18 protein-coding genes are annotated in these 19086 nt (G+C 64.1%); 4 read left to right on the plus strand and 14 right to left on the minus strand.

Features of this window, described 5'->3' with window-relative positions:
- Positions 1-74: 74 nt before the first annotated feature.
- The gene (locus XH88_RS24265; RefSeq protein ID WP_271670778.1) at positions 75-1472 is read right to left on the minus strand and encodes an MFS transporter; all 1398 of its coding nucleotides are present in this window, start codon (positions 1470-1472) and stop codon (positions 75-77) included.
- A 266-nt stretch (positions 1473-1738) separates the two neighbouring features.
- Positions 1739-2467 carry an NUDIX hydrolase gene (locus tag XH88_RS24270; protein WP_271670779.1) on the minus strand — a complete coding sequence of 243 codons (729 nt, stop codon included), beginning with the start codon at positions 2465-2467 and terminating at the stop codon, positions 1739-1741.
- Positions 2468-2569: 102 nt separating this feature from the next.
- On the opposite strand from XH88_RS24270, the gene XH88_RS24275 reads away from it, so the two are divergent.
- Together XH88_RS24275 and XH88_RS24280 are read left to right on the plus strand one after the other, a co-directional pair.
- Entirely contained in the window at positions 2570-3613 is a 1044-nt protein-coding gene (locus XH88_RS24275; protein ID WP_271670780.1) for an SPFH domain-containing protein, read from the plus strand.
- A complete protein-coding gene (locus XH88_RS24280; RefSeq protein ID WP_271670781.1) occupies positions 3597-4532 on the plus strand; it encodes a sugar kinase in 936 nt (311 codons plus the stop codon). Before XH88_RS24275 ends, XH88_RS24280 begins: the two co-directional genes overlap by 17 nt.
- A gap of 5 nt (positions 4533-4537) precedes the next feature.
- Here XH88_RS24280 and XH88_RS24285 read toward each other — a convergent pair whose 3' ends face one another.
- From XH88_RS24285 to gmd, 5 genes are all read right to left on the minus strand, one after another.
- The gene (locus XH88_RS24285) at positions 4538-4741 is read right to left on the minus strand and encodes a hypothetical protein (RefSeq protein WP_271670782.1); all 204 of its coding nucleotides are present in this window, start codon (positions 4739-4741) and stop codon (positions 4538-4540) included.
- A gap of 29 nt (positions 4742-4770) precedes the next feature.
- Positions 4771-6108, minus strand: coding sequence for a PQQ-dependent sugar dehydrogenase (locus XH88_RS24290; protein ID WP_271670783.1), 1338 nt, complete (start codon positions 6106-6108; stop codon positions 4771-4773).
- Positions 6105-6557, minus strand: coding sequence for a DUF2231 domain-containing protein (locus XH88_RS24295; RefSeq protein ID WP_271670784.1), 453 nt, complete (start codon positions 6555-6557; stop codon positions 6105-6107). The genes XH88_RS24290 and XH88_RS24295 overlap by 4 nt, the downstream gene beginning before the upstream one ends.
- A 63-nt stretch (positions 6558-6620) precedes the next feature.
- Positions 6621-7580: a GDP-L-fucose synthase gene (gene fcl / locus XH88_RS24300; RefSeq protein WP_271670785.1), complete on the minus strand. Its 960-nt coding sequence runs from the start codon at positions 7578-7580 to the stop codon at positions 6621-6623.
- On the minus strand, positions 7561-8631 hold the full coding sequence (gmd, locus tag XH88_RS24305; RefSeq protein WP_271670786.1) for a GDP-mannose 4,6-dehydratase: 1071 nt from the start codon (positions 8629-8631) through the stop codon (positions 7561-7563). Before gmd ends, fcl begins: the two co-directional genes overlap by 20 nt.
- A gap of 332 nt (positions 8632-8963) precedes the next feature.
- Here gmd and XH88_RS24310 point away from each other — a divergent pair, with 332 nt between their 5' ends.
- Both XH88_RS24310 and XH88_RS24315 read left to right on the plus strand, forming a co-directional pair.
- A complete protein-coding gene (locus XH88_RS24310; protein WP_271670787.1) occupies positions 8964-10004 on the plus strand; it encodes a lysophospholipid acyltransferase family protein in 1041 nt (346 codons plus the stop codon).
- 20 nt (positions 10005-10024) lie between these two features.
- Complete coding sequence (locus XH88_RS24315) at positions 10025-10246, plus strand: hypothetical protein (RefSeq protein WP_271670788.1); 222 nt, start codon at positions 10025-10027, stop codon at positions 10244-10246.
- 27 nt (positions 10247-10273) lie between these two features.
- On the opposite strand, the gene XH88_RS24320 is transcribed toward XH88_RS24315, so the two are convergent.
- From XH88_RS24320 to XH88_RS24350, 7 genes are all read right to left on the minus strand, one after another.
- A complete protein-coding gene (locus XH88_RS24320; RefSeq protein WP_271670789.1) occupies positions 10274-11221 on the minus strand; it encodes an ABC transporter substrate-binding protein in 948 nt (315 codons plus the stop codon).
- Between the two features lie 121 nt (positions 11222-11342).
- A complete protein-coding gene (locus XH88_RS24325; protein ID WP_271670790.1) occupies positions 11343-12383 on the minus strand; it encodes an ABC transporter permease subunit in 1041 nt (346 codons plus the stop codon).
- Positions 12376-13899 carry a sugar ABC transporter ATP-binding protein gene (locus XH88_RS24330; protein ID WP_271670791.1) on the minus strand — a complete coding sequence of 508 codons (1524 nt, stop codon included), beginning with the start codon at positions 13897-13899 and terminating at the stop codon, positions 12376-12378. Before XH88_RS24330 ends, XH88_RS24325 begins: the two co-directional genes overlap by 8 nt.
- A 120-nt stretch (positions 13900-14019) precedes the next feature.
- Positions 14020-15465, minus strand: a complete 1446-nt coding sequence (gene xylB / locus XH88_RS24335) for a xylulokinase (RefSeq protein ID WP_271670792.1) — start codon at positions 15463-15465, stop codon at positions 14020-14022.
- A gap of 425 nt (positions 15466-15890) precedes the next feature.
- Positions 15891-16598 (minus strand): fumarylacetoacetate hydrolase family protein, encoded by a 708-nt coding sequence (locus tag XH88_RS24340; protein WP_271670793.1) that lies wholly within the window; start codon positions 16596-16598, stop codon positions 15891-15893.
- Positions 16591-17667: a gentisate 1,2-dioxygenase gene (gene gtdA, locus XH88_RS24345; RefSeq protein ID WP_271670794.1), complete on the minus strand. Its 1077-nt coding sequence runs from the start codon at positions 17665-17667 to the stop codon at positions 16591-16593. The genes XH88_RS24340 and gtdA overlap by 8 nt, the downstream gene beginning before the upstream one ends.
- A gap of 14 nt (positions 17668-17681) precedes the next feature.
- Entirely contained in the window at positions 17682-19037 is a 1356-nt protein-coding gene (locus tag XH88_RS24350; protein ID WP_271670795.1) for an MFS transporter, read from the minus strand.
- Positions 19038-19086 lie beyond the last annotated feature (49 nt).

A 19086-nucleotide genomic window follows, 5' to 3' on the forward strand; every position in this document is an offset into this window, starting at 1 on the left:
TTCGATCGACCGTCAGCTTATACCGCGAAGCCTTGCCGCTGCGAGCGTCATCGCAGCGGCATTGTTCCCAACCGTCAGGTCCGGATTGCGGCGGGACCGCTCTCCGCCCCCGCACGCTGCCGCTCGTAGTCGGTCCGCGCCATTGGAGCCGCCTTGGGATTGCCGAGATCGTCGATGTGGATCCGATAGGTTTCCCGGGCCGTGATCGCCGCCAGCGCCGCGATAACAGTGATGCCGAACGCGATCGCCCCCACCGTCAAAGGAATGTTGGCCGAGCCGGGAGGCGCCACGGTCGCGAACAGCGCCGGAAGCAGCGCCGTGATGGTCGTCCCGACGTTCTGCGAGATCGCCATCGCCGAGACGCGGGTGCGTGTCGGGAACAGCTCCGGATAAAAGCTCGGGAAGATCGCGTTGTAACCCTGATAGACGACGCCCCACATCAGCAGCGAGACCAGGATCGCCAGCGGCACGTTCCTGATGCTGATCGCATAGAGATAGAGGAAGGCAAGCAAGCCGGACAGCAGCGCACCGATGATGATCGGAGGTTTGCGACCGACCTTGTCGGAGAGATGGCCGACGAAGGGAATGACGAACACGGCCACCATGTTTCCGAGCACCGGGATCCACAGATAGACGTCCTTGGCAAAGCCGATGCCATAGGCCGGCTGGACCGCATAGGCCGCACCGAAGATTGTCGCGACCACCGGGATGACGTTCATCAGCGCCATGCAGATGACCCTGAGCATGTCGGGCCAGTTCAGCTTGATGGCCTGAATGACGGGCGCGCGCGGCGTCACTCCGCGCTCGTCCTCGCGGGCAAAGGCAGGGGTCTCGTCGACCTCGCGGCGAATGATGTAGCCAGCGATGATGACGAAGAAGCTGAGCAGGAAGGGAATCCGCCAACCCCAGCTGTTGAAGGCCTCGGTCGGCATATAGGCCGCCAGCGGCAGGAAGACGGCCGCCGCCAGAATCTGTCCGGCTTGCACACCCTGCAGGGCAAAGCTTGCAAAGAAACCGCGACGACCGAACGGCGCGTGCTCCAGGATCATCGAGCTCGCGCCAGAGATTTCGCCGGCGACGGCAAAGCCCTGCACCAGGCGAAGGATCACGAGCAAGGTCGGCGCGAGGATGCCGACCTGCTGATAGGTCGGCAGAACACCGACCGCCATGGTCGAGATGCCCATCAGGAACATGCAGACGATGAGCACGGTCTTGCGGCCATGGGTATCACCCCAATGTCCGAGCACGAAGGCCCCGATCGGCCGGGCCACATAGCCAACGCCATAGGTCGCCAGCGAAGCGACGATGGCAACAGTGGGATTGTCCGACGGAAAGAAGATCTGCGGGAAGATCAGCGACGCGGCGGTCGCATAGATGAAGAAGTCATAATATTCGAGGGCCGAGCCGATCCAGCCGCTTGCAGCAGCTTTTCCGGACTGACTCATGTCATGGATCGCGCGCGTCGTAGCCATAAGAACAATTCCTCCCGATCTGTTGTTTGTTGACGTCCCGTTGGACGGGCTTCGCTGGACAATTGGACAACAATTCCCGGACGCTCTGCGGAGCTCCGCGAACGCTTGGCACTGCCGGTCGGTGTCTTGGGTGAGGACGACAATAGGCTTTCGCCGGGATAACACAATTACCCAGTTGTGCGATAAACCTAACACGATGTTATGGAGCACTCGGACGCGCGGCGACCATGCCCACAAGCCCGCAGCAGACACGGCGCAGCGCGACCTCACTCCGGCGGATTGAACGTCCGCACGAAATACACGGGCTCCTTGCTCTTCTTGAGGCGATAGAGCTGCGCCGGGCGGTTTGGGCCGCGCCGCATCTTCGCGACCGGCTCGATCATGTCGGCCGACAGGATCCGGGTGCGGAAGGCGCTCTTCTCCAGCGGACGATCGAGCACGATCTCGTAGACGCGCTGCAGATCGGGCAGCGTGAATTCCGCGGGCATCAGGTAAGCGGGCAGCGAAGTATATTCCACCTTGTTGCGCAGGCGCTGGATTGCGGTTGCCAGGATGTCGCCGTGATCGAAGGCAAGCTTCTCCTTCAGCCTTCCGCCGCTGATCGGACACCAGCGCGCATCTGATGTCAGCACGCTTGCCTGTGTGGGGACCAGCGCGAAATAGGCGTGTGTCGCCGACCAGCCGCGCGGATCGCGCGTCGCGCTTCCCCAGCTGCCGAGCTGCTCGAGGTAAGGGCTGGTGACACCGGTCTTCTCCTGCAGCTTGCGCGCCGCGCAGGCGGCGAGATCACGATCTTTCGCGACGTCGACGAAGCCACCCGGCAGCGCCAGACTGAGCGGAAACGGCTCGCCCTCGCCGGCCGGGCGCTGCACCAGCAGCACCTGAAGCCGGTCGTCGAGAATCGCAAAGATCACCACGTCGACCGTGGTCAGCGGCCGAGGAAAGTCCAATTGCCCTGATTTCCCAGACCCTTCCGTCCGGCCCTCACCCGCCATCGGCCAGCCTCCCCTGTTCGGCATTGACAGTACCATAGTTAGTTGTACAGTCCAACTTACTTAGTTGCTCAGACCAACTTATACACATCATTGGAGACAGCCATGTTCGGCATCCGATTTATCAAGGCCCAGCCCACCACTTACCTGATGAAGTATCGCGCCGGCGCCGTCGTCGCCGAGGGCACCGGCCTCTCCACCCTGTACTATGCGCCGGTGACCACCCTCGTCGCCGTGCCCGTTGGCAGCCGCGACGCCTCCTTCATTTTCCAACAGATCGCGCGCGACTTTCAGACCCTGACCGTGCAAGGCCACGTCACCTATCGCGTTAGCGAGCCGAAGAAGGCGGCCTCGATGCTCGACTTCACCCTGAAGCCGGACGGCAAGACCTATGAGACCGACGATCCGGAGAAGCTGCCCGAACGCATTCTCGGCACGGTCGAGGTGCTCGCGCAGCAGGCGATCAAGGAGCTGACGTTGAAGGACGCGCTGCAGGCGTCCGACCGCATCGCCGATATTATCGCCGGCGGCTTGCGGGGCCGCGCCGACATCGAAGCGCTCGGCCTCGAAATCCTGGGCGTCTCGATCCGCGGCATCAAGCCGACGCCTGATACCGCCAAGGCGCTGGAGGCGCAGGCGCGGGAAGCGATCCTGAAGAACGCGGACGAGGCGATCTTCGCGCGGCGCAACTTCGCCGTCGAGCAGGAGCGCGCCATTCGCGAGAGCGAGCTCGACACCGAGATCGCAGTCGAGCAGAAGAAGAGGTCCATTCGCGAGACCCAGATGGATGCCGAGGCGAGCGTTGCCGCCAAGCGCAACGAGCTACGCCAGGCCGGCATGGCCGCCGATATCGTGCTGGAAGGCAAGCGCAAGGATTTCGTCGGCCTCAACGCCGAGAACACCCGGACGCTCGCCGACGCCGAGGCCTATCGTGTCGGCGCGCTGATGAAGATCTTCGAGGGCGTCGACACCCGCGTGATCCAGGCGCTCGCCGCCGCCGGCATGCAGCCGGGCCAGCTGATCGCACAGGCCTTCTCCGGCATCGCCGAGAAGGCCGAGAAGATCGGCCAGCTCAATGTCTCGCCCGACCTGCTCAGCCAGTTGATCGAAAAGCCGAAGCCTGAGGCCGCCAATGTCCGCCGCCAATGACCGCAAGATCGTACTGGTAACGCGCAGGACCAGGCTGGAAGACCTGGTCGCGCGTTACCTGACGGCGGCGCAGGCGCGCTTCTACGTCGAGCATCTCGGCGCCGATTTCTCCGACTATGAGAGGGAGCACGAGGTCTATCAGGCGCAGCGGCACGCGACGCTTCAGGTGCTCGAGCAATGGGGGCGCTATCAGGTGATCGAGCGCGGCTTCCTGCCGAACTTCATCTTTGCGCCCGATGACATCGTGGTCGCGCTCGGCCAGGACGGCGTCGTCGCCAACACCATGAAATATCTCGATGGCCATCCGCTGATCGGCCTCAACCCGGATTCCACACGCTACGACGGTATCCTGCTTCCCTTTGCACCGCGCGACCTCGCCAAACTGCTGCCTGACGTCGCCGCCGACAAGCGCAACAGCCAGGCCGTGACAATGGCGGAAGCCCGGCTCAGCGATGGGCAGGTGCTCCATGCCGTGAACGACCTCTTCATCGGCGCCCGCACGCATGTTTCGGCGATCTACGAGATCGCGGCCGGCGGAATGACGGAGCGACAATCCTCGAGTGGGCTGATCGTCTCGACCGGGCTCGGATCGACCGCCTGGTTCAAGAGCATCGTCACCGGCTCGCTGGCCATCGCCGGAAGCTTTGGCCAGCCTTCCTCGCGGGGCGAGTACGAGGCCCTGCCCTGGGACGCCGCGGAGCTGCGCTTTGCAGTGCGCGAGCCCTTCCCGAGCCGGCACTCGCAGACCCATCTCGTCTGCGGCCGCCTCGTCTCCGATGAGCAGTTGCGCATCCGATCGCTGATGGCGGAGAACGGCGTCATCTTCAGCGACGGCGTCGAAACCGACCGTCTTGATTTCAACGCGGGCGCCGAGGTCACGATCGGAATTGCCAGGCGGCGCGGCCGGCTGATCGTGTGAGGTAGCTAGATTCCGAGCGCGTTCTCGTCCACCTCGCGGCCGGGCACGCTGACATGCACCTCGTGGCCCTCACGAAGTGCCAGGGAGGCTGCGGCAACCGCCGACTCGAACGCGGCTTCCTTGGTGGCGTATTTGCTCTTGACGTTGCCGTCATGAAGCACGCCCCACTCGTTTTCGACCGGCACAATCGCGTATTGGGCAAGGCCCATCGTCCCTCTCCTGTCGCTGCGCGGCTTGCCTATCGCTGCGTCACTTGCGGATGCGCCGCCGTCACCCGCCACACCGTATTGCCGCTGTCATCGGCGACCAGCAGTGCGCCTGACTTGTCGAAGGCAACGCCGACAGGACGGCCGCGTGCATGGTTGTCCTTGTCGAGGAAACCAGTGACGACGTCCTGCGCGGGGCCGCTCGGCTTGCCATCCGTAAATGGCACATAGACGACCTTGTAACCGTTCAGGACTTGCCGGTTCCAACTGCCATGCTCGCCGACGAAGGCGCCGTTGCGATACGCTTCCGGCAGTTTGCTGCCGCTGGAGAAAGCAAGCCCGAGCGGGGCGACATGCGAACTCAGCGCATAATCGGGCACGATCGCCTTGGCGACCAGGTCCGGCCGCTGCGGCTTGACGCGCGGATCGACGTGCTGGCCGAAATAACTGTAGGGCCAGCCATAGAAGCCGCCGTCCTTCACCGAGGTCATGTAATCAGGCACGAGATCGGGACCGAGCTCGTCGCGCTCGTTCACCACCGTCCACAGCGCGCCGGTCTGCGGCTCGAAGCTGAGGCCGTTGGGATTGCGCAGGCCGCTGGCAAAGATGCGCCAGCGGCCGCTGGCGCGGTCGACCTCGAGAATGTCGGCGCGATTGTGTTCGGCCTCCATGCCGTTCTCGGTGATGTTGCTGTTGGAGCCGACGCCGACGTACAGCTTCGAGCCGTCGGGACTTGCGACGAGGCTCTTGGTCCAGTGATGGTCGATGGGGCCGCCCGGCAGCGGGGTCAACACCGTGCCCGACGTGGTGATCCTGGTGTCGCCTTCGGTGTAGGGATATTTCACGATCGCGTCGGTGTTGGCGACATAGAGATCGTTGCCGACAAGCGCGACGCCGAACGGCGAGTTGAGGTGATCGAGGAAGACGCTTCGCGTATCAGGCACGCCGTCGCCGTTGCTATCGCGCAGCAACGTGATGCGGTTGCTCTCGCCGGTGTCGCCGCCGGAGGTCGCCCAGGATTCGACAAAGCCCATCACGATCTCCTTGGGCCGCTTGATCGCGGCAGCCTTCGGCGCCTTGGACTCGACCACCAGCACGTCGCCGTTGGGCAACACGTAGAGCGAACGCGGATGCTGCAAGCCGGTCGCGAACGCCTTGGCCTGCAAGCCCTGCGCGACATCAGGCGTCTCGTCCTTCTTCCAGCCAACGATGCGGGCGATGTGCATCGGCGGCAGCAGGTATTGCTGGATATCGGGGAGTACGGGATTGGCGCCAACTTGCGCCTTCGGATCGCCACTGCCGTCATTGCAGCCGGCGAGCAGGCCCAGGAGTGAAGCGGACAACAGCGCGCGTATAACGAAAGGCATCATCGCGCAACTCCCACACCGTGGCGGTACACCATGGCCCAGCCGAGCCAGCCGGTAACCGGCAGGATCAGCACGGTGAGGACCGAAAGAACGAGCCCCCATGGCCACACCGAAGTCCAGGCATCACGCGTGTGAATGAGCGCATTGATGATCGCAAGGATCATCGCCGCGACGTTGCCAATCAGATGCGGCCACGCCGGCGCCCGCGCACGCACCAGGCGATTGCCGAGGAAGTCGGTCAGGCCGGCGATCGCGGCCAGTGCGCCGAAGATAACTCCGGCGAGGAGAAGCCAGGCGGAGAAATCCGCCCACATGATCTCGGCAGACACGACATAGGTGATGTCGGTCAGCAGCGCACCGATGAAGCACACGATCGGGATCGGCACCAGCATCGGATGAATGGGATGGCCCGCGATTTGCGCGGTCGAGCGCACGCGCACGATGTCTTGCACTGACGGCCTCGTGTGACTTTTCGTCCTGCCCGAGCCGCCAACTCCTGCTTGCAGTGAAGGTTCCTAGGACTGCGCCGGAACCGGCACAGTCGCCTGATACGCCTCGTATGCGCGTTTCAAGCCGTCGTGAAGCGACGTCGTCGCGCGCCAGCCAAGCTTGTCGAGGCGGCTGATATCGAGCAGCTTGCGCGGCGTGCCGTCGGGACGCGAGGTGTCGAAACCGATCTCGCCGCGATAGCCGACGATCTCGGCGACCATGCGCGCGAACTCGGCAATGGCGATGTCTTCGCCGGTGCCGATGTTGATCAGTTCCGCGCCGGAATAGGTCTTCATCAAATGGACGCAGGCATCCGCCATGTCGTCGACATAGAGAAACTCGCGCCGGGGCGTGCCGGTGCCCCAGACCGCGACGGTCTTTGCGCCCGACAGCTTGGCCTCGTGAAAGCGCCGGATCAGCGCCGCGACGACGTGGCTCAATTCAGGGTGATAATTGTCGCCGGGACCGTAGAGATTCGTCGGCATCACGCTGATGAAGTCGCTGCCATATTGGCTGCGATAGGCTTCCGCCATCTTGATGCCGGCAATCTTGGCGATCGCATAAGGCTCGTTGGTGGGCTCCAGCGGGCCTGAAAGCACCGAGTCCTCGCGCAGCGGCTGCGGCGCCAGCTTCGGATAGATGCAGGACGAGCCGAGGAACATCAGCTTCTCGGCGCGGTTCACATGCGCGGCGTGGATCACGTTCGCGGCGATCGCGATGTTGTCGTAGATGAACTCGGCGCGCAGCGTGTTATTGGCGACGATGCCGCCGACCTTGGCCGCGGCTAGGAAGATCACCTGCGGCCGCACGCGCGCGAACCAATCGAACACGGCGGCCTGGTTGCAGAGATCGACCTCGCGACGCTCGACGGTGACGAGATTCACATTCTCCCGCGCCAGCCGGCGTACGATCGCGCTGCCGACCATGCCGCGATGGCCGGCGACGTAGACGCTTCTGCCCTCGAGCTCAAACGGTACGCTTGCCATTTGCAATGTCCCGTTTGGCCTCAGCCAGATCGCTCGCCATCATCTCTTCGACGAGTTGCACAAAAGTCCGCTTCGGTTTCCAGCCGAGCACCTTTTGCGCCTTGCTGGCGTCGCCGACGAGGAGATCGACCTCGGTCGGGCGGAAATAGGCCGGATCGATCTTCACCACCGTCTTGCCGCTGATGGCATCGACGCCGATCTCGTCGACGCCCTTGCCGCGCCATTCGACGCGGCGGCCGACATAGGCAAAGGACCGCTCGACCATCTCACGCACCGACCGCGTCTCGCCGGTGGCGAGCACGAAGTCGTCGGGCTTGTCGGCTTGCAGGATCATATGCATGCCCTCGACATAGTCCTTGGCATGGCCCCAGTCGCGCTTGGCCTCGAGATTGCCGAGATAGAGTGTCTCCTCCAGCCCAACCTCGATTCGCGCGACGCCGCGGGTGATCTTGCGGGTGACGAAGGTTTCGCCACGGACCGGACTCTCATGGTTGAACAGGATGCCGTTGCTGGCAAACATGCCGTAGGCTTCGCGGTAGTTCACCGTGATCCAATAGCCATAGAGTTTGGCGACGCCGTAAGGCGAGCGCGGATAGAACGGCGTGGTCTCCTTCTGCGGGATCTCCTGCACGAGACCGTAAAGCTCGGAGGTCGAGGCCTGGTAGAACCGCGTCTCCTTCTCCATGCCGAGGATGCGGATTGCTTCCAGCAGGCGCAGCACGCCGATGGCATCAGCGTTGGCGGTGTATTCCGGGCTCTCGAAGCTGACGGCGACATGGCTCTGGGCGGCGAGATTGTAGATCTCGGTTGGGCGGATCTGCTGCATCAGCCGGATCAGATTGGTCGAATCCGTCATGTCGCCGTAATGCATCAGGAACGGCACGTTGCCGACATGCGGATCCTGGTAGAGGTGATCGACGCGCGCGGTGTTGAACGAGGACGAGCGCCGCTTGATGCCGTGGACGACGTAGCCGAGCGACAGCAAATGCTCGGCGAGATAAGCCCCGTCTTGCCCGGTCACGCCGGTGATGAGAGCGATCCGCTCAGCCATATCCGCAAATGCTCCCAAACTGCCCGACCGGGCCTACTTCCAGCTCCGGCCGAAAGCTGTCCTTCTCTGACACATCGTCCGCCGGGGTCAACCCACTATGGCGCTAAACCGTTCTCTTTCCGAGGATTCCAGCCGCGAGGCCAAAGCTGCCGCCGCTCGCTGAAGGCAAGACCTTGAGAAGCTGGTAACATTTGTATGATGTGATTTTCCCGAGATATTTGGGCGAATTCGGGGGGCCAGTGACGCTGCGGGAAGCAACGGCAGGGATCGAACCGCGCGAGGCGAATCCGCGCCCGTTTCGCCGTGAGCCCGGGGACATCCAGACTGCCGTCGTGAACCTCGTCGATCGGCTGGCCGCCATCGTTCCCGTTGCGCGCCAGATCGAGGTTGCGCGCGAGATCGCAAGTCTGATCGCGAGCATGCCGAGCACGATGGGCAACAACATGTTCCTGCGGCAGAGCATCATTCGCCGCGGCACTGCGACATCAGATCATGTGATCGACGGTTTGGCTGCCTGGGTCACCGTCCTGTTCGACCTCGCCAATCTTCAGCAGGATCGCGACAGGGCCATGGGGCTCGAAGCCAGGATTCCGAAAAAGGCGCTCGATCGTCTCGCGCGGGCGCTCTCACAATCGCGTAACGGCTGCATCATTGCCGTGCCCCACATCGGGAGCCTCGAACTGTTCGCGGCACATCTCAAAGACCGTGGCTTCAACGTCGGCTTCGTCTATTCGATCGGCCGGCAGCCGACCCCGACCGAGCGGTGGATTTACGCCGGGCGAAGCGCGACCGCGGCCACTCCGATCGCGTTCGCACGTCGCAACACCGGAGCCGAGATCTCGAGGGTCCTCCAGAACAACGGCGTCGTCTTCATGGTCGTGGACGTCTACCCGAGTGGCAAATACGCCGGGATCACCGTCAAGAGCCATGACTCCGATTTTCGCTATCCACCCGGGCCTGCGCGCTATGCACGGACAGGCACCCTGGTTCTGCCCGGCTTTGCGTCGCGCCGTGATGCGACGGGGTTTTCGATGAACATTCTCGCCCCGATCGCATATCGGACATGGATGCCTGTTCAGGCCGCAGCGTCCGAATTCACGCAAGAGGTCGCGGCTCATGTCGATGGCTTCACGGCAGCGCAGCCCGTGGCCTATTGGCTCTGGCACCCCGTCCCCAACGATCCCTATTTCGCGATCGCGCAACGCCAGCGCCCGGACATCCTGACCGCGATGCCAGCCGAAAATGACGAGGCCGTCGCTCTCGCGGTGGAAGCTGCGGGCGTCAGCTGGACTGCGCCTGACATGAGCGCCCCCATTCGCTCCGCGGAGGATCTGTCGCTTGCATCATCAGCGCTTCCGGAAACCGTCAGCTGACTGACCGGCGACGAAATCCCGTGAGCCGGCCGCTCGTCGCGATCCTCGCTTGCGCCGCCCTCGAGGCATCAGGCATCGCGCTGATCTTCCCGACCCTGCCAAACCTGCTGCGTGTCATAGCCGGCACGGATAACGTATCTGCGCTCTACGGGACGCTGCTGGCGCTGCATGCGCTCACGCAATTCGTCGTCACGCCGGTGCTCGTGGCCTCCACGCCATACGAATGGACGGCGATCCCGTGAGAGGATCGCCGCTTCTCGCAGCCCGTTCTACTGCGAACGATCCGAGGTCCAGCCCTTGTAATCCTTGATATTGTCGCGGGTGACGAGCTTCGACGGCAGCAGCTCGACAGGCGAGGCCGGCTTCTGCCCGTTGAGGATGCCGACGCCGAGCTGGACGGCGCGCCGTGCCATGAAGAACGGATCCTGCGAGGCTGAGGCCTGGATCTGCGGCGATGCCGGATCCTTGAGCGCCGCCTCGATGTCGGGTGCGCCGTCGACAGAGGTGATGATGATGCCGCTGCGGTTTTGCTGCTTCGCCGCAAGATCGGTGCCGATCGCCTGCGGATCGTTGATGGCGAAGATGGCATCGATCTTGGAGAAGCGGGTCAGATAACCTTGGGCGACAGTGAGACCGCCTTCGCGCGAGCCCTTGCCGTCCTGGTCGCTGGACAGCACTTTGATACCGGAATTTTTCGCGAACACGTTCTTGCAGCCGGTGACGCGGTCGATCACGGCGGAGACCTGCGGTCCGTTCTCGATGATGACGTCGCCTTTACCGCCGAGCTTGTCGACGATGTACTGGCACGAGATCTCTCCGGCCTGGACGTTGTTGGTGGTTACGGTGGCATCGGCGCCCTCGGCCGCGGTGTCGACAGCAACGACGACGATGCCTGCCGCCTGTGCCTTCTTGATCGCAGGTCCGATCGCCTTGGGATCTCCGGGGTTCAACAGGATCAGGTCGACGCCAGCGGCGATGAAATTGTCGATCTGCGTCACCTGCTTGCCAAGGTCGTATTCGAAACCGACAGTGGTGATCTTCACGTTGGGATTGGTCTTCTTGGCCTCGAACTCGGCGCCCTTCGATAGCGCCACGAAGAACGGGTTGCCCATCGACCCCAGCGAGACGCCGATCGATTTGAGCTCCTTGGCGAAGGACGGCGCGGTGGTCAGGACGAGCGCCATCGCGGCGCCGGCGAGCGTGGTCTTCTTCAACATTTGCTTCCTCCCTGGTCTGTCTTCAAGCCCGGCACGGCAGACCAGTTGCCGCAGCGGAATTTCGTATCACATCGTGGTCCCTTCAGGCTCCGGCGGAGCCTTCAGGTTTCTGGCGGAGCCTTCAAGTTCTGGCAGAGCCTTGCAGCCGATAGCGATCCAGCGCGACGGCGCCAATGATCACGAGGCCCTTGATCACATATTGCCAGATGTCGGAGACACCGACGAGGATCAGGCCGTTCGAGAGCACGGCGATGATCAGCGCGCCGATCAGCGTCCCCCAGATCGAACCGATGCCGCCGACGAAAGACGTGCCCCCGAGGATAACCGCGGTGATGGCGTCGAGCTCGTAGCTCTGGCCGAGTTGCAGGCCGTTGGCCGCATACAGTCGCGCCGCTTGCATGGCGCCGCCCAATCCCGCCAGCAATCCCGACACGCCATAGACGAAGATCAGGACGCCCCAGACCTTGATGCCGGCAAGCCGCGCCGCACTCTCATTGCCCCCCACCGCATAGATGTGCACGCCGAGCACGGTCCGTCGCAGCACGAGCCACGAGACGAAGATGACAAGCAGCGCGATCACCGAGAGCCACGGGATCGACGCGACGCCTGGCACGAGCGTCAGAGAACCGTTGCCGATGAAGGCGTAGGGGATGGACGGATTGAACACCGTGGTGTCGGCGCCGAGCAGCCGCGCCAGGCCGCGCACAGCGGTGAGCGAGCCCAGGGTGACAATGAAAGGCGGCAGGCGCAACAGCGCAATCAGCGCACCATTGACGACGCCGAAGCCAAGACCGGTGAGAACGGCGACCGGCAGCCAAAGCGCACCTAGATCGGGCAGTTTCGAAATCGTCAGGCCGGCCATTGCCGACGCCGCCAGGATCGAGCCGACCGACAGATCGATGCCACCGGTGAGAATGACGAAGGTCATTCCGGCGGCGAGCACGGTGTTCACCGCGGCCTGCTGGAGGACGATGCCGAGATTCTGTCCGGTGAAGAAACGGCCGTCGGACAGAAAGTGAAAACCGATGCAGAGGATCAGCAGCACCGGCAGCATGCCGAGTGCACTGATCAGCACTCTCACCCGCTGGCGTTTCGCCTCTGCGGCGCCCCCATTGGTCATCGTCGGGGCGGGTTGAGCCTTCGAAGCAGCATTGTCAGGCATCGAGATGCTCCATCCCCGTGGCAAGCGCCATGATGTCCTCTTGTGTGAGCGGCGAAGTCGGGCCGCGGATGACCTCGCCCGCGATGGCCCCCGATCGCATCACGATGACGCGGTCGCAGATCCCGATGATTTCAGGTAGATCGGACGAGATGACAAGGATCGCGGTGCCGACCTTGGCCAGATTGTCGATGATCGAATAGATCTCCGACTTGGCGCCGACGTCGACGCCGCGCGTCGGCTCGTCCAGAATCAGGACCTTTGGCGCAATGGCGAGAAGCCGCGACAACAGCAGCTTCTGCTGGTTGCCGCCGGAGAGGCCACCTGCGGGAACGCCGACATTGGCGGCGCGGATGCTCAATCCCGCAAAGGCCCTGTCGGCGCGCTCGCGCGCCTTGTCGCGGTCCAGGAACCAGCCGAGCCTGGCATCGCGCCCCAGCACGGCGAGATTGATATTCTCCAGACACGACATGTCGAGAAACAGGCCGAGCGCCTTCCTGTCCTCGGTCAGATAGGCAATGCCCGCCTCCAGCGCCTCGCCGGGCGTGCGGATGTCGATTGGCTGGCCCTCAAGTTCGAGACGGCCCGAGATCTTCGGCGCCGCGCCGATGATGAGATGCGCAAGCTCGGTGCGGCCGGCTCCGATCAGGCCGGCAAGCCCCACCACCTCGCCCGCGTGCACCGTGAGCGAGCAGCCTCTGACTCGCCGCCCGTCGGCCATGTCGACCGCGGTGAGCACGGGGTGTCCCTTCCCGGCGTTGGGATCATGGTCCTTCTTGTAGAAAGACGAGACGTCGCGACCGACCATCATACGGACGATGCTATCAGCGCGGATGTCCTGCTTGTCGAGCGAGCCGACCAGACGGCCATCACGCAGCACGGTGACGCGGTCGCCGAGCGCATAGACCTCGTCCATGCGGTGCGAGATGTAGATGATGGCGAGCCCCTCGGCGCGGAGCTGACGGATCAGCGCAAACAACCGCTCGCTCTCGCCCGCCGAGAGCGCGGTGGTCGGCTCGTCCATGATCAGGATTTTCGATCGCGCGTGCAGCGCTCGCGCGATCTCGACGAGCTGACGCTGGCCCATGGAGAGATGCGCCACCAGGGTCGACGGCAGGAAGTCCGCGCCCAGCCGCTGCAGGATCGGGCCCACGCCCTCGCGCATGGCCCCCCGCGCCAGCAAACCCGACCGCGACATCTCGCGGCCGAGATAAATGTTCTCCGCAACGCTCAGATTGGGGGCCAAAGACAGTTCCTGATAGATGATCGAGATGCCGGCGGCCCGGCCGCCGAGCGGACCTTCGATCCGCACCGGCTTGCCCTCGATGCGGATTTCGCCGCCTGGATCGGGCCGATAGGCGCCCGACAGGATTTTCATCAAAGTCGATTTGCCGGCGCCGTTCTCGCCCATCAAAGCGTGAACCTCGCCGGGATAGACCGTCAGGTCAACCGCGCGCAGCGCCTTGATGCCGAAGAAGGATTTTGAAACTCCCCGCATCTCGAGGATTGGATCGTTCATCGTGCCTCCCGGCGCACAATGCGTTTCCCTGTCCGCGTTTCGTTTGCGGTCCGGGCATTAAACAAAAGGCTGCAGCGCAGGGCAACAGCGAACAGACAGAAATGCAGACGCAAAGTGATGCTAGTGGCGCCGCCGATACAGTTCGCGCCATGCGGGCAGGCGCGCCGCGTACGCGTCGACCAGCACGCGGTCAGGCTCGAAGGTCTCGATGCGTTGCGGTGGCGTGCAGACGGATGCGATTGCCTCGCCCGTGACCGCAAGCCGCCCCAATCTCGCCGCACCGAACGCCGCCCCGGTTTCTCCGTCGGCGAAACGATGGATCGGAATATTCAAGACGCCGGCGAGCACCGCGAGCCAGAATCCCGACTGTGAACCGCCGCCGATGGCATCGGCCTCCGCAACCGCGATGCCGGCATCGCCGAGCGCGTCGCGGCAATCGGCGAGCGCGAAGGCGACGCCTTCGAGCACGGCCTGCACGATCGCCGTGCGGTCGGTGGCGTGGCTCAAACCATCGAGCATGCCACGGACGGTCGGATCATCGTGCGGGGTCCGCTCGCCCGCAAGATAAGGCAGGAAGCTCACGGGGGACGGCATTTTCGGCCGCGCGCCAAGTGGCGCCAGCAGCTCGGTCTCCGGGGCGCCGAACAGGCGCGCGGCCCAGGCCAGGCAGGAGGCCGCCGAGAGGATCGCGCCGGCCTGAATCCACATGCCGGGGATGGCGTGGCAGAAGGTATGGACCACACGATCCGGATTGGCGGCAATGTGGTCGGTGGGCGCCAGCAGCGCGCCCGAGGTACCCAGCGAGATGAACGCGGTTCCGGGCTTGATCGCGCCGATGCCGATGGCGCCCGCGGGATTGTCGCCGGCGCCGCCCGCGATTGTCGGCGGCTTGGCCATGCCCCAACGTTGCGCGAGCTCGCGGCGCAGCGTGGCCGCGGGCGCGCAGCCCTCGACCAGACGCGGCATGTGCGCGCGCGACAGGCCGGTCGCGGCCAATGCCGCATCCGACCAGTCCCGGCGCGCGGCGTCCAGCCACAGCGAGCCCGAGGCGTCCGAGACATCCTCGATCGCCTCGCCGGACAACACCAGGCGCAGATAGGCCTTCGGCATCAGGACGCGCCTCGTCGCCGCAAAAATCTCGGGTTCGTGCGCGGCGATCCACAGCAATTTTGGCGCCGTGAAGCCTGGCATCGCCTTGTTGCCTGTGGTGGTCCGCAAGGCCGGCCAGCGCTGCTCCAGAATGCGACATTCCGCGGCGGAGCGTCCGTCATTCCAGAGGATGCAAGGCCGCAGCGGCGTATTGCTCGCATCGAGCAGCGTGGCGCCATGCATCTGGCCGGACAGTCCGATGCCTTCCACCGCCGCCAGCTCTTTCCCGTGCGACGCCTTCAAGGCGTCCAGCGTGGCAAAGGTCGCCTCGATCCACTGCGCGGGGTCCTGCTCGAAATAACCCTGACGCGGCGATGCCATCGTCAGCGCCCGGCTCTCGCTTGCAATCACGCGCTGGTTGGCGTCGACGAGAACGGTCTTGACCGCGGAGGTGCCGAGATCGATGCCGAGATACATGACGGAGGAGGCTCCCAGATTCAGCGGCCAAACGATACAATGCATCCATCACGCCGGAAAATCATCAACTCCGGACGGAGCAAGCTGGTCGCGGATGTCGTTTGGTGAAACCCGACCCCGAGCAAGCAACAGGATTCAGGTTCGAGTCCTGCCGGGCCCGCCAGTGGAATCACGTGGCGGGTCTTCATTTCATCGCGTGTAAACCACCGTCGAGGCGCCTCGCCCCTTGCTCGCTTTCCATACTTCAGCAGCCAGCAAGCTATCGCTCCATATCGAGTTGCCCATGGTTTCTCCTCTCGATCGTGGATTCGGCAGCACCATGGCGGGAAAGGAATCAAGCAGTTCGACACGCTTCTATCGTTGATACGGCCTATCCGCCGTCGACCTCGTTTCGGAAATCCCGGCTCTGGTCAATTTTATCAGTCCTATTCCACGCGTATTCTGATTTCGCCCAGTCCCTCGATCCCGCCTGTCATCACTTGCCCCCGCTGAACGGGGCCGACGCCCTCGGGCGTGCCGGTCATGATGATGTCGCCTGGCTTGAGAGCCATCGCCTGCGAGCAGATCGAGATGATGTCCGGCACGGGCCAGATCAGCTTGGAGATATCGGAGTCCTGCTTGAGCGCACCATCGACGGCGAGCCAGATGCGGCCGGCGTTGGGATGACCGACTTCCGAGACCGGCCGCAGCGGGGCGATCGGCGCCGACAGATCAAAGCCCTTGCCCCAGTCCCAGGGACGGCCCTGCTCGCGGGCCTGAAGCTGCAGATCCCTGCGGGTCAGATCGATGCCGACGCCGTAGCCCCAGACGTGATCGAGCGCGCGCGCGACAGGAATGTCCGTGCCGCCCTGCCCGATCGCGACGATCAGCTCGATCTCGTAGTGGAAATTGCTGGTCTGCGGCGGATAGGGGACGGTCGTTCCGTCGTCGACGACGGTATCGGCGGGCTTCATGAAGAAGAATGGCGGCTCGCGATCGGGATCGCGCCCCATCTCGCGGGCATGCGCCGCGTAGTTGCGGCCGACGCAGATGATCCGACGCACCGGAAAGCGCGCCGCCGAATTGTGGACCGCGACGGACGCCAGCGGCGGCGGGGACAGAACGAAATCGGAGTGCATATTGGCGTTAGGCATTGCCGCGGTCCTCTCGGAAAAGATGCAGGGCCTCCTGAATGGGTCGATCGGAATAGGAGAAGATCACAGCATCGCCATCGACCGCCTCGTGACGCACGCGATGCCAGGAAGGAACGACGAAAATGTCGCGCTTGCCCCACTCGACCACGATGTCCTCGCCGGATCGCGACGAGATGACGCTGCGGCCCTTGCCCTCGATCGGCACGAACACGGTGGCATCCGTCGAGCGGTAGGAAGCGGTCGCAAAGCCCTTGGGCAGGAGCTGGATGAAGGTCGCCATGGTCGCCATGGCGTGATTGCCCGTGATCGGATTGGTGTAGCGCATCTTGAGCCCGTGACAGGGATCCCAGGCGGCGGCGCGCCGCAGCCGTTCGAGCGCCTCGCGCGTGCGTGCGTAGGGATAGTTGAACACCGGCGAGGTGCCGCCACCACCCTTGTGATCGACCGGAAGCAGGTTGACGCCGTAGCGGGCGTCGCTGTCGCCGACCGGCCGTGTGATCGGCTGTTCATCGACGTCGAGATGTTCGGCGAAGGATGTATCGAGCATCTGGATGACGGGAATGTCGAGGCCGTCCAGCCAGAACACGGGATCGGCACTGGGATTGCCATGATCGTGCCAAGCCCAGGGCGGCGTGATGATGAAGTCGCCCTCGTGCATGATGGTGCGCTCGCCGTTCACCGCGGTGTAAGCGCCCTCGCCTTCGAGGATGAAGCGCAGCGCGGATTGGGTATGACGATGCGCCGGCGCGACCTCGCCCGGCATTACCAGCTGCACGCCGGCATAGAGATCCGTCGTGATCTTCGACTGGCCCCGCAAGCCCGGATTTTCGAGAACGAGAACCCTGCGCTCCGCCTCCTTGGCCGTGATGAGGCCTCCGGCCTCGAGCATGTAGGCGCGAATCTCGTCGAAGCGCCAGGACGCGGGGCGGCACGCGCTTCTCGGTTCGGGCGTGACGAGATCGGCCAGCGACAGCCACAGGGCCGTCAGATTCCTCTTGTCGATCTTGTCGTAGAAAGCGCGGCGCTCCGGCGTGTCGGCGGTCGGTGCCATGATGGCTTGATGGGACATGGTCTGTCTCACTGTTAGTGATGGAGCGTCGCGGCGGACGGCACGAGCTTGAGCGACGGCTCCCGCCGGCGCAGGGCGATCACCGCGAGGCCCGCCAGCACAGCCGGCAGCGCAGCGGTCAGGACGACGGACTGCGCAGTCCATCCGAAGCCAAGCAGGACGCCTCCCGCGACCGGGCCGATGATCGAACCGATGCGCCCCACGCCCAGCGCCCAGCCCACGCCGGTGGACCGGATCTCGGTCGGATAGAGGCCGGCGGCCAGCGCGTTCATGCCGATCTGCGCCCCGACGACGCCGAAGCCGGCGAGGAAGGTCGAGATCATCAGCGTCAAGACGCTAGCCGAGCCGAATGCGATCCCCGCGATGAAGAGCGCCGAGGCCAGATAGGCGCCGCCGAGCACCAGATACGGCTCGAGCCGATCCACGAAGCGGCCGAGAACGATCGCACCGACGACGCCCCCTGCGTTCAGCACCACCGTCGAGAGGATCGCGATGTTGAGCGGCAAGCCACTCGCCTTGAGCAGCGAAGGCATCCAGTTCACGAGGAAGTACATCACGAGCAGGTTCATGAAGAACGCGACCCAGAGCAGCACCGTCATGGATGCGCGGCCTTCGGCGAGAAGCTTCGTCACCGGGAATCCTGACGCTTGCGAGCCATGCACGACATAGCGGCTGGCCGCGGTCGCGGAGATGTTCGGATCGAGCCTGGCGAGCAGTTTCGCGATCCTGATGTCCGCAACGTCGCGCGTCACGAGATAGCGGATCGACTCAGGCAGCCAGGCGAACAGCACGATGAGGGTGAGAAGCGGAAGCACGCCGCCCACGACGAACACGGCCTGCCAGCCGAATGTGCCGATCAGTGGCGCGCTGACCAGGCCGCCGATCGTCGAGCCCAACGGAAAGCCGCAGAACATGATGGCAATGAGCAACGCGCGCATTCGCTTTGGCGCGTATTCGCTGGTCAGCGCGACGATGTTGGGCATGGCTCCGCCGAGGCCGAGGCCGGTCAGGAAGCGGTAGACCAGCAGCTCGTTCAGCGTGGTCGCGCGCGCCGTGATCAGTGCGAACACGCCGAACAGCAGCACGGACAGCAGGATCACGCTCTTGCGGCCGAACCGGTCGGCCGCCGGGCTCAGGACAAAGGCACCTACAGCGAGCCCGGCCAGGCCCGCGCCGAAGATCGGACCGAAGCCGGCCATGGCGGTCCCCCATTGCTCGGCGATGACAGGCGCGACATAGGCGATCGCCTGGGTGTCGAAACCGTCGAGCAGCGCGATCCACGCGCAAAGCACGAGGATCAGAAGCTGGAGGCGTCCGAACCGCGCCTCTTCGATGACCTCGGTAACGTCTACGATATCAGCGGCGGACATCACGAACTCCAGTGAGCGTGGGTTTCCAGGCGGGTGACTTTTCAGAAGA

This window comes from Bradyrhizobium sp. CCBAU 51627 (assembly GCF_028128765.1).
Classification (GTDB): domain Bacteria; phylum Pseudomonadota; class Alphaproteobacteria; order Rhizobiales; family Xanthobacteraceae; genus Bradyrhizobium.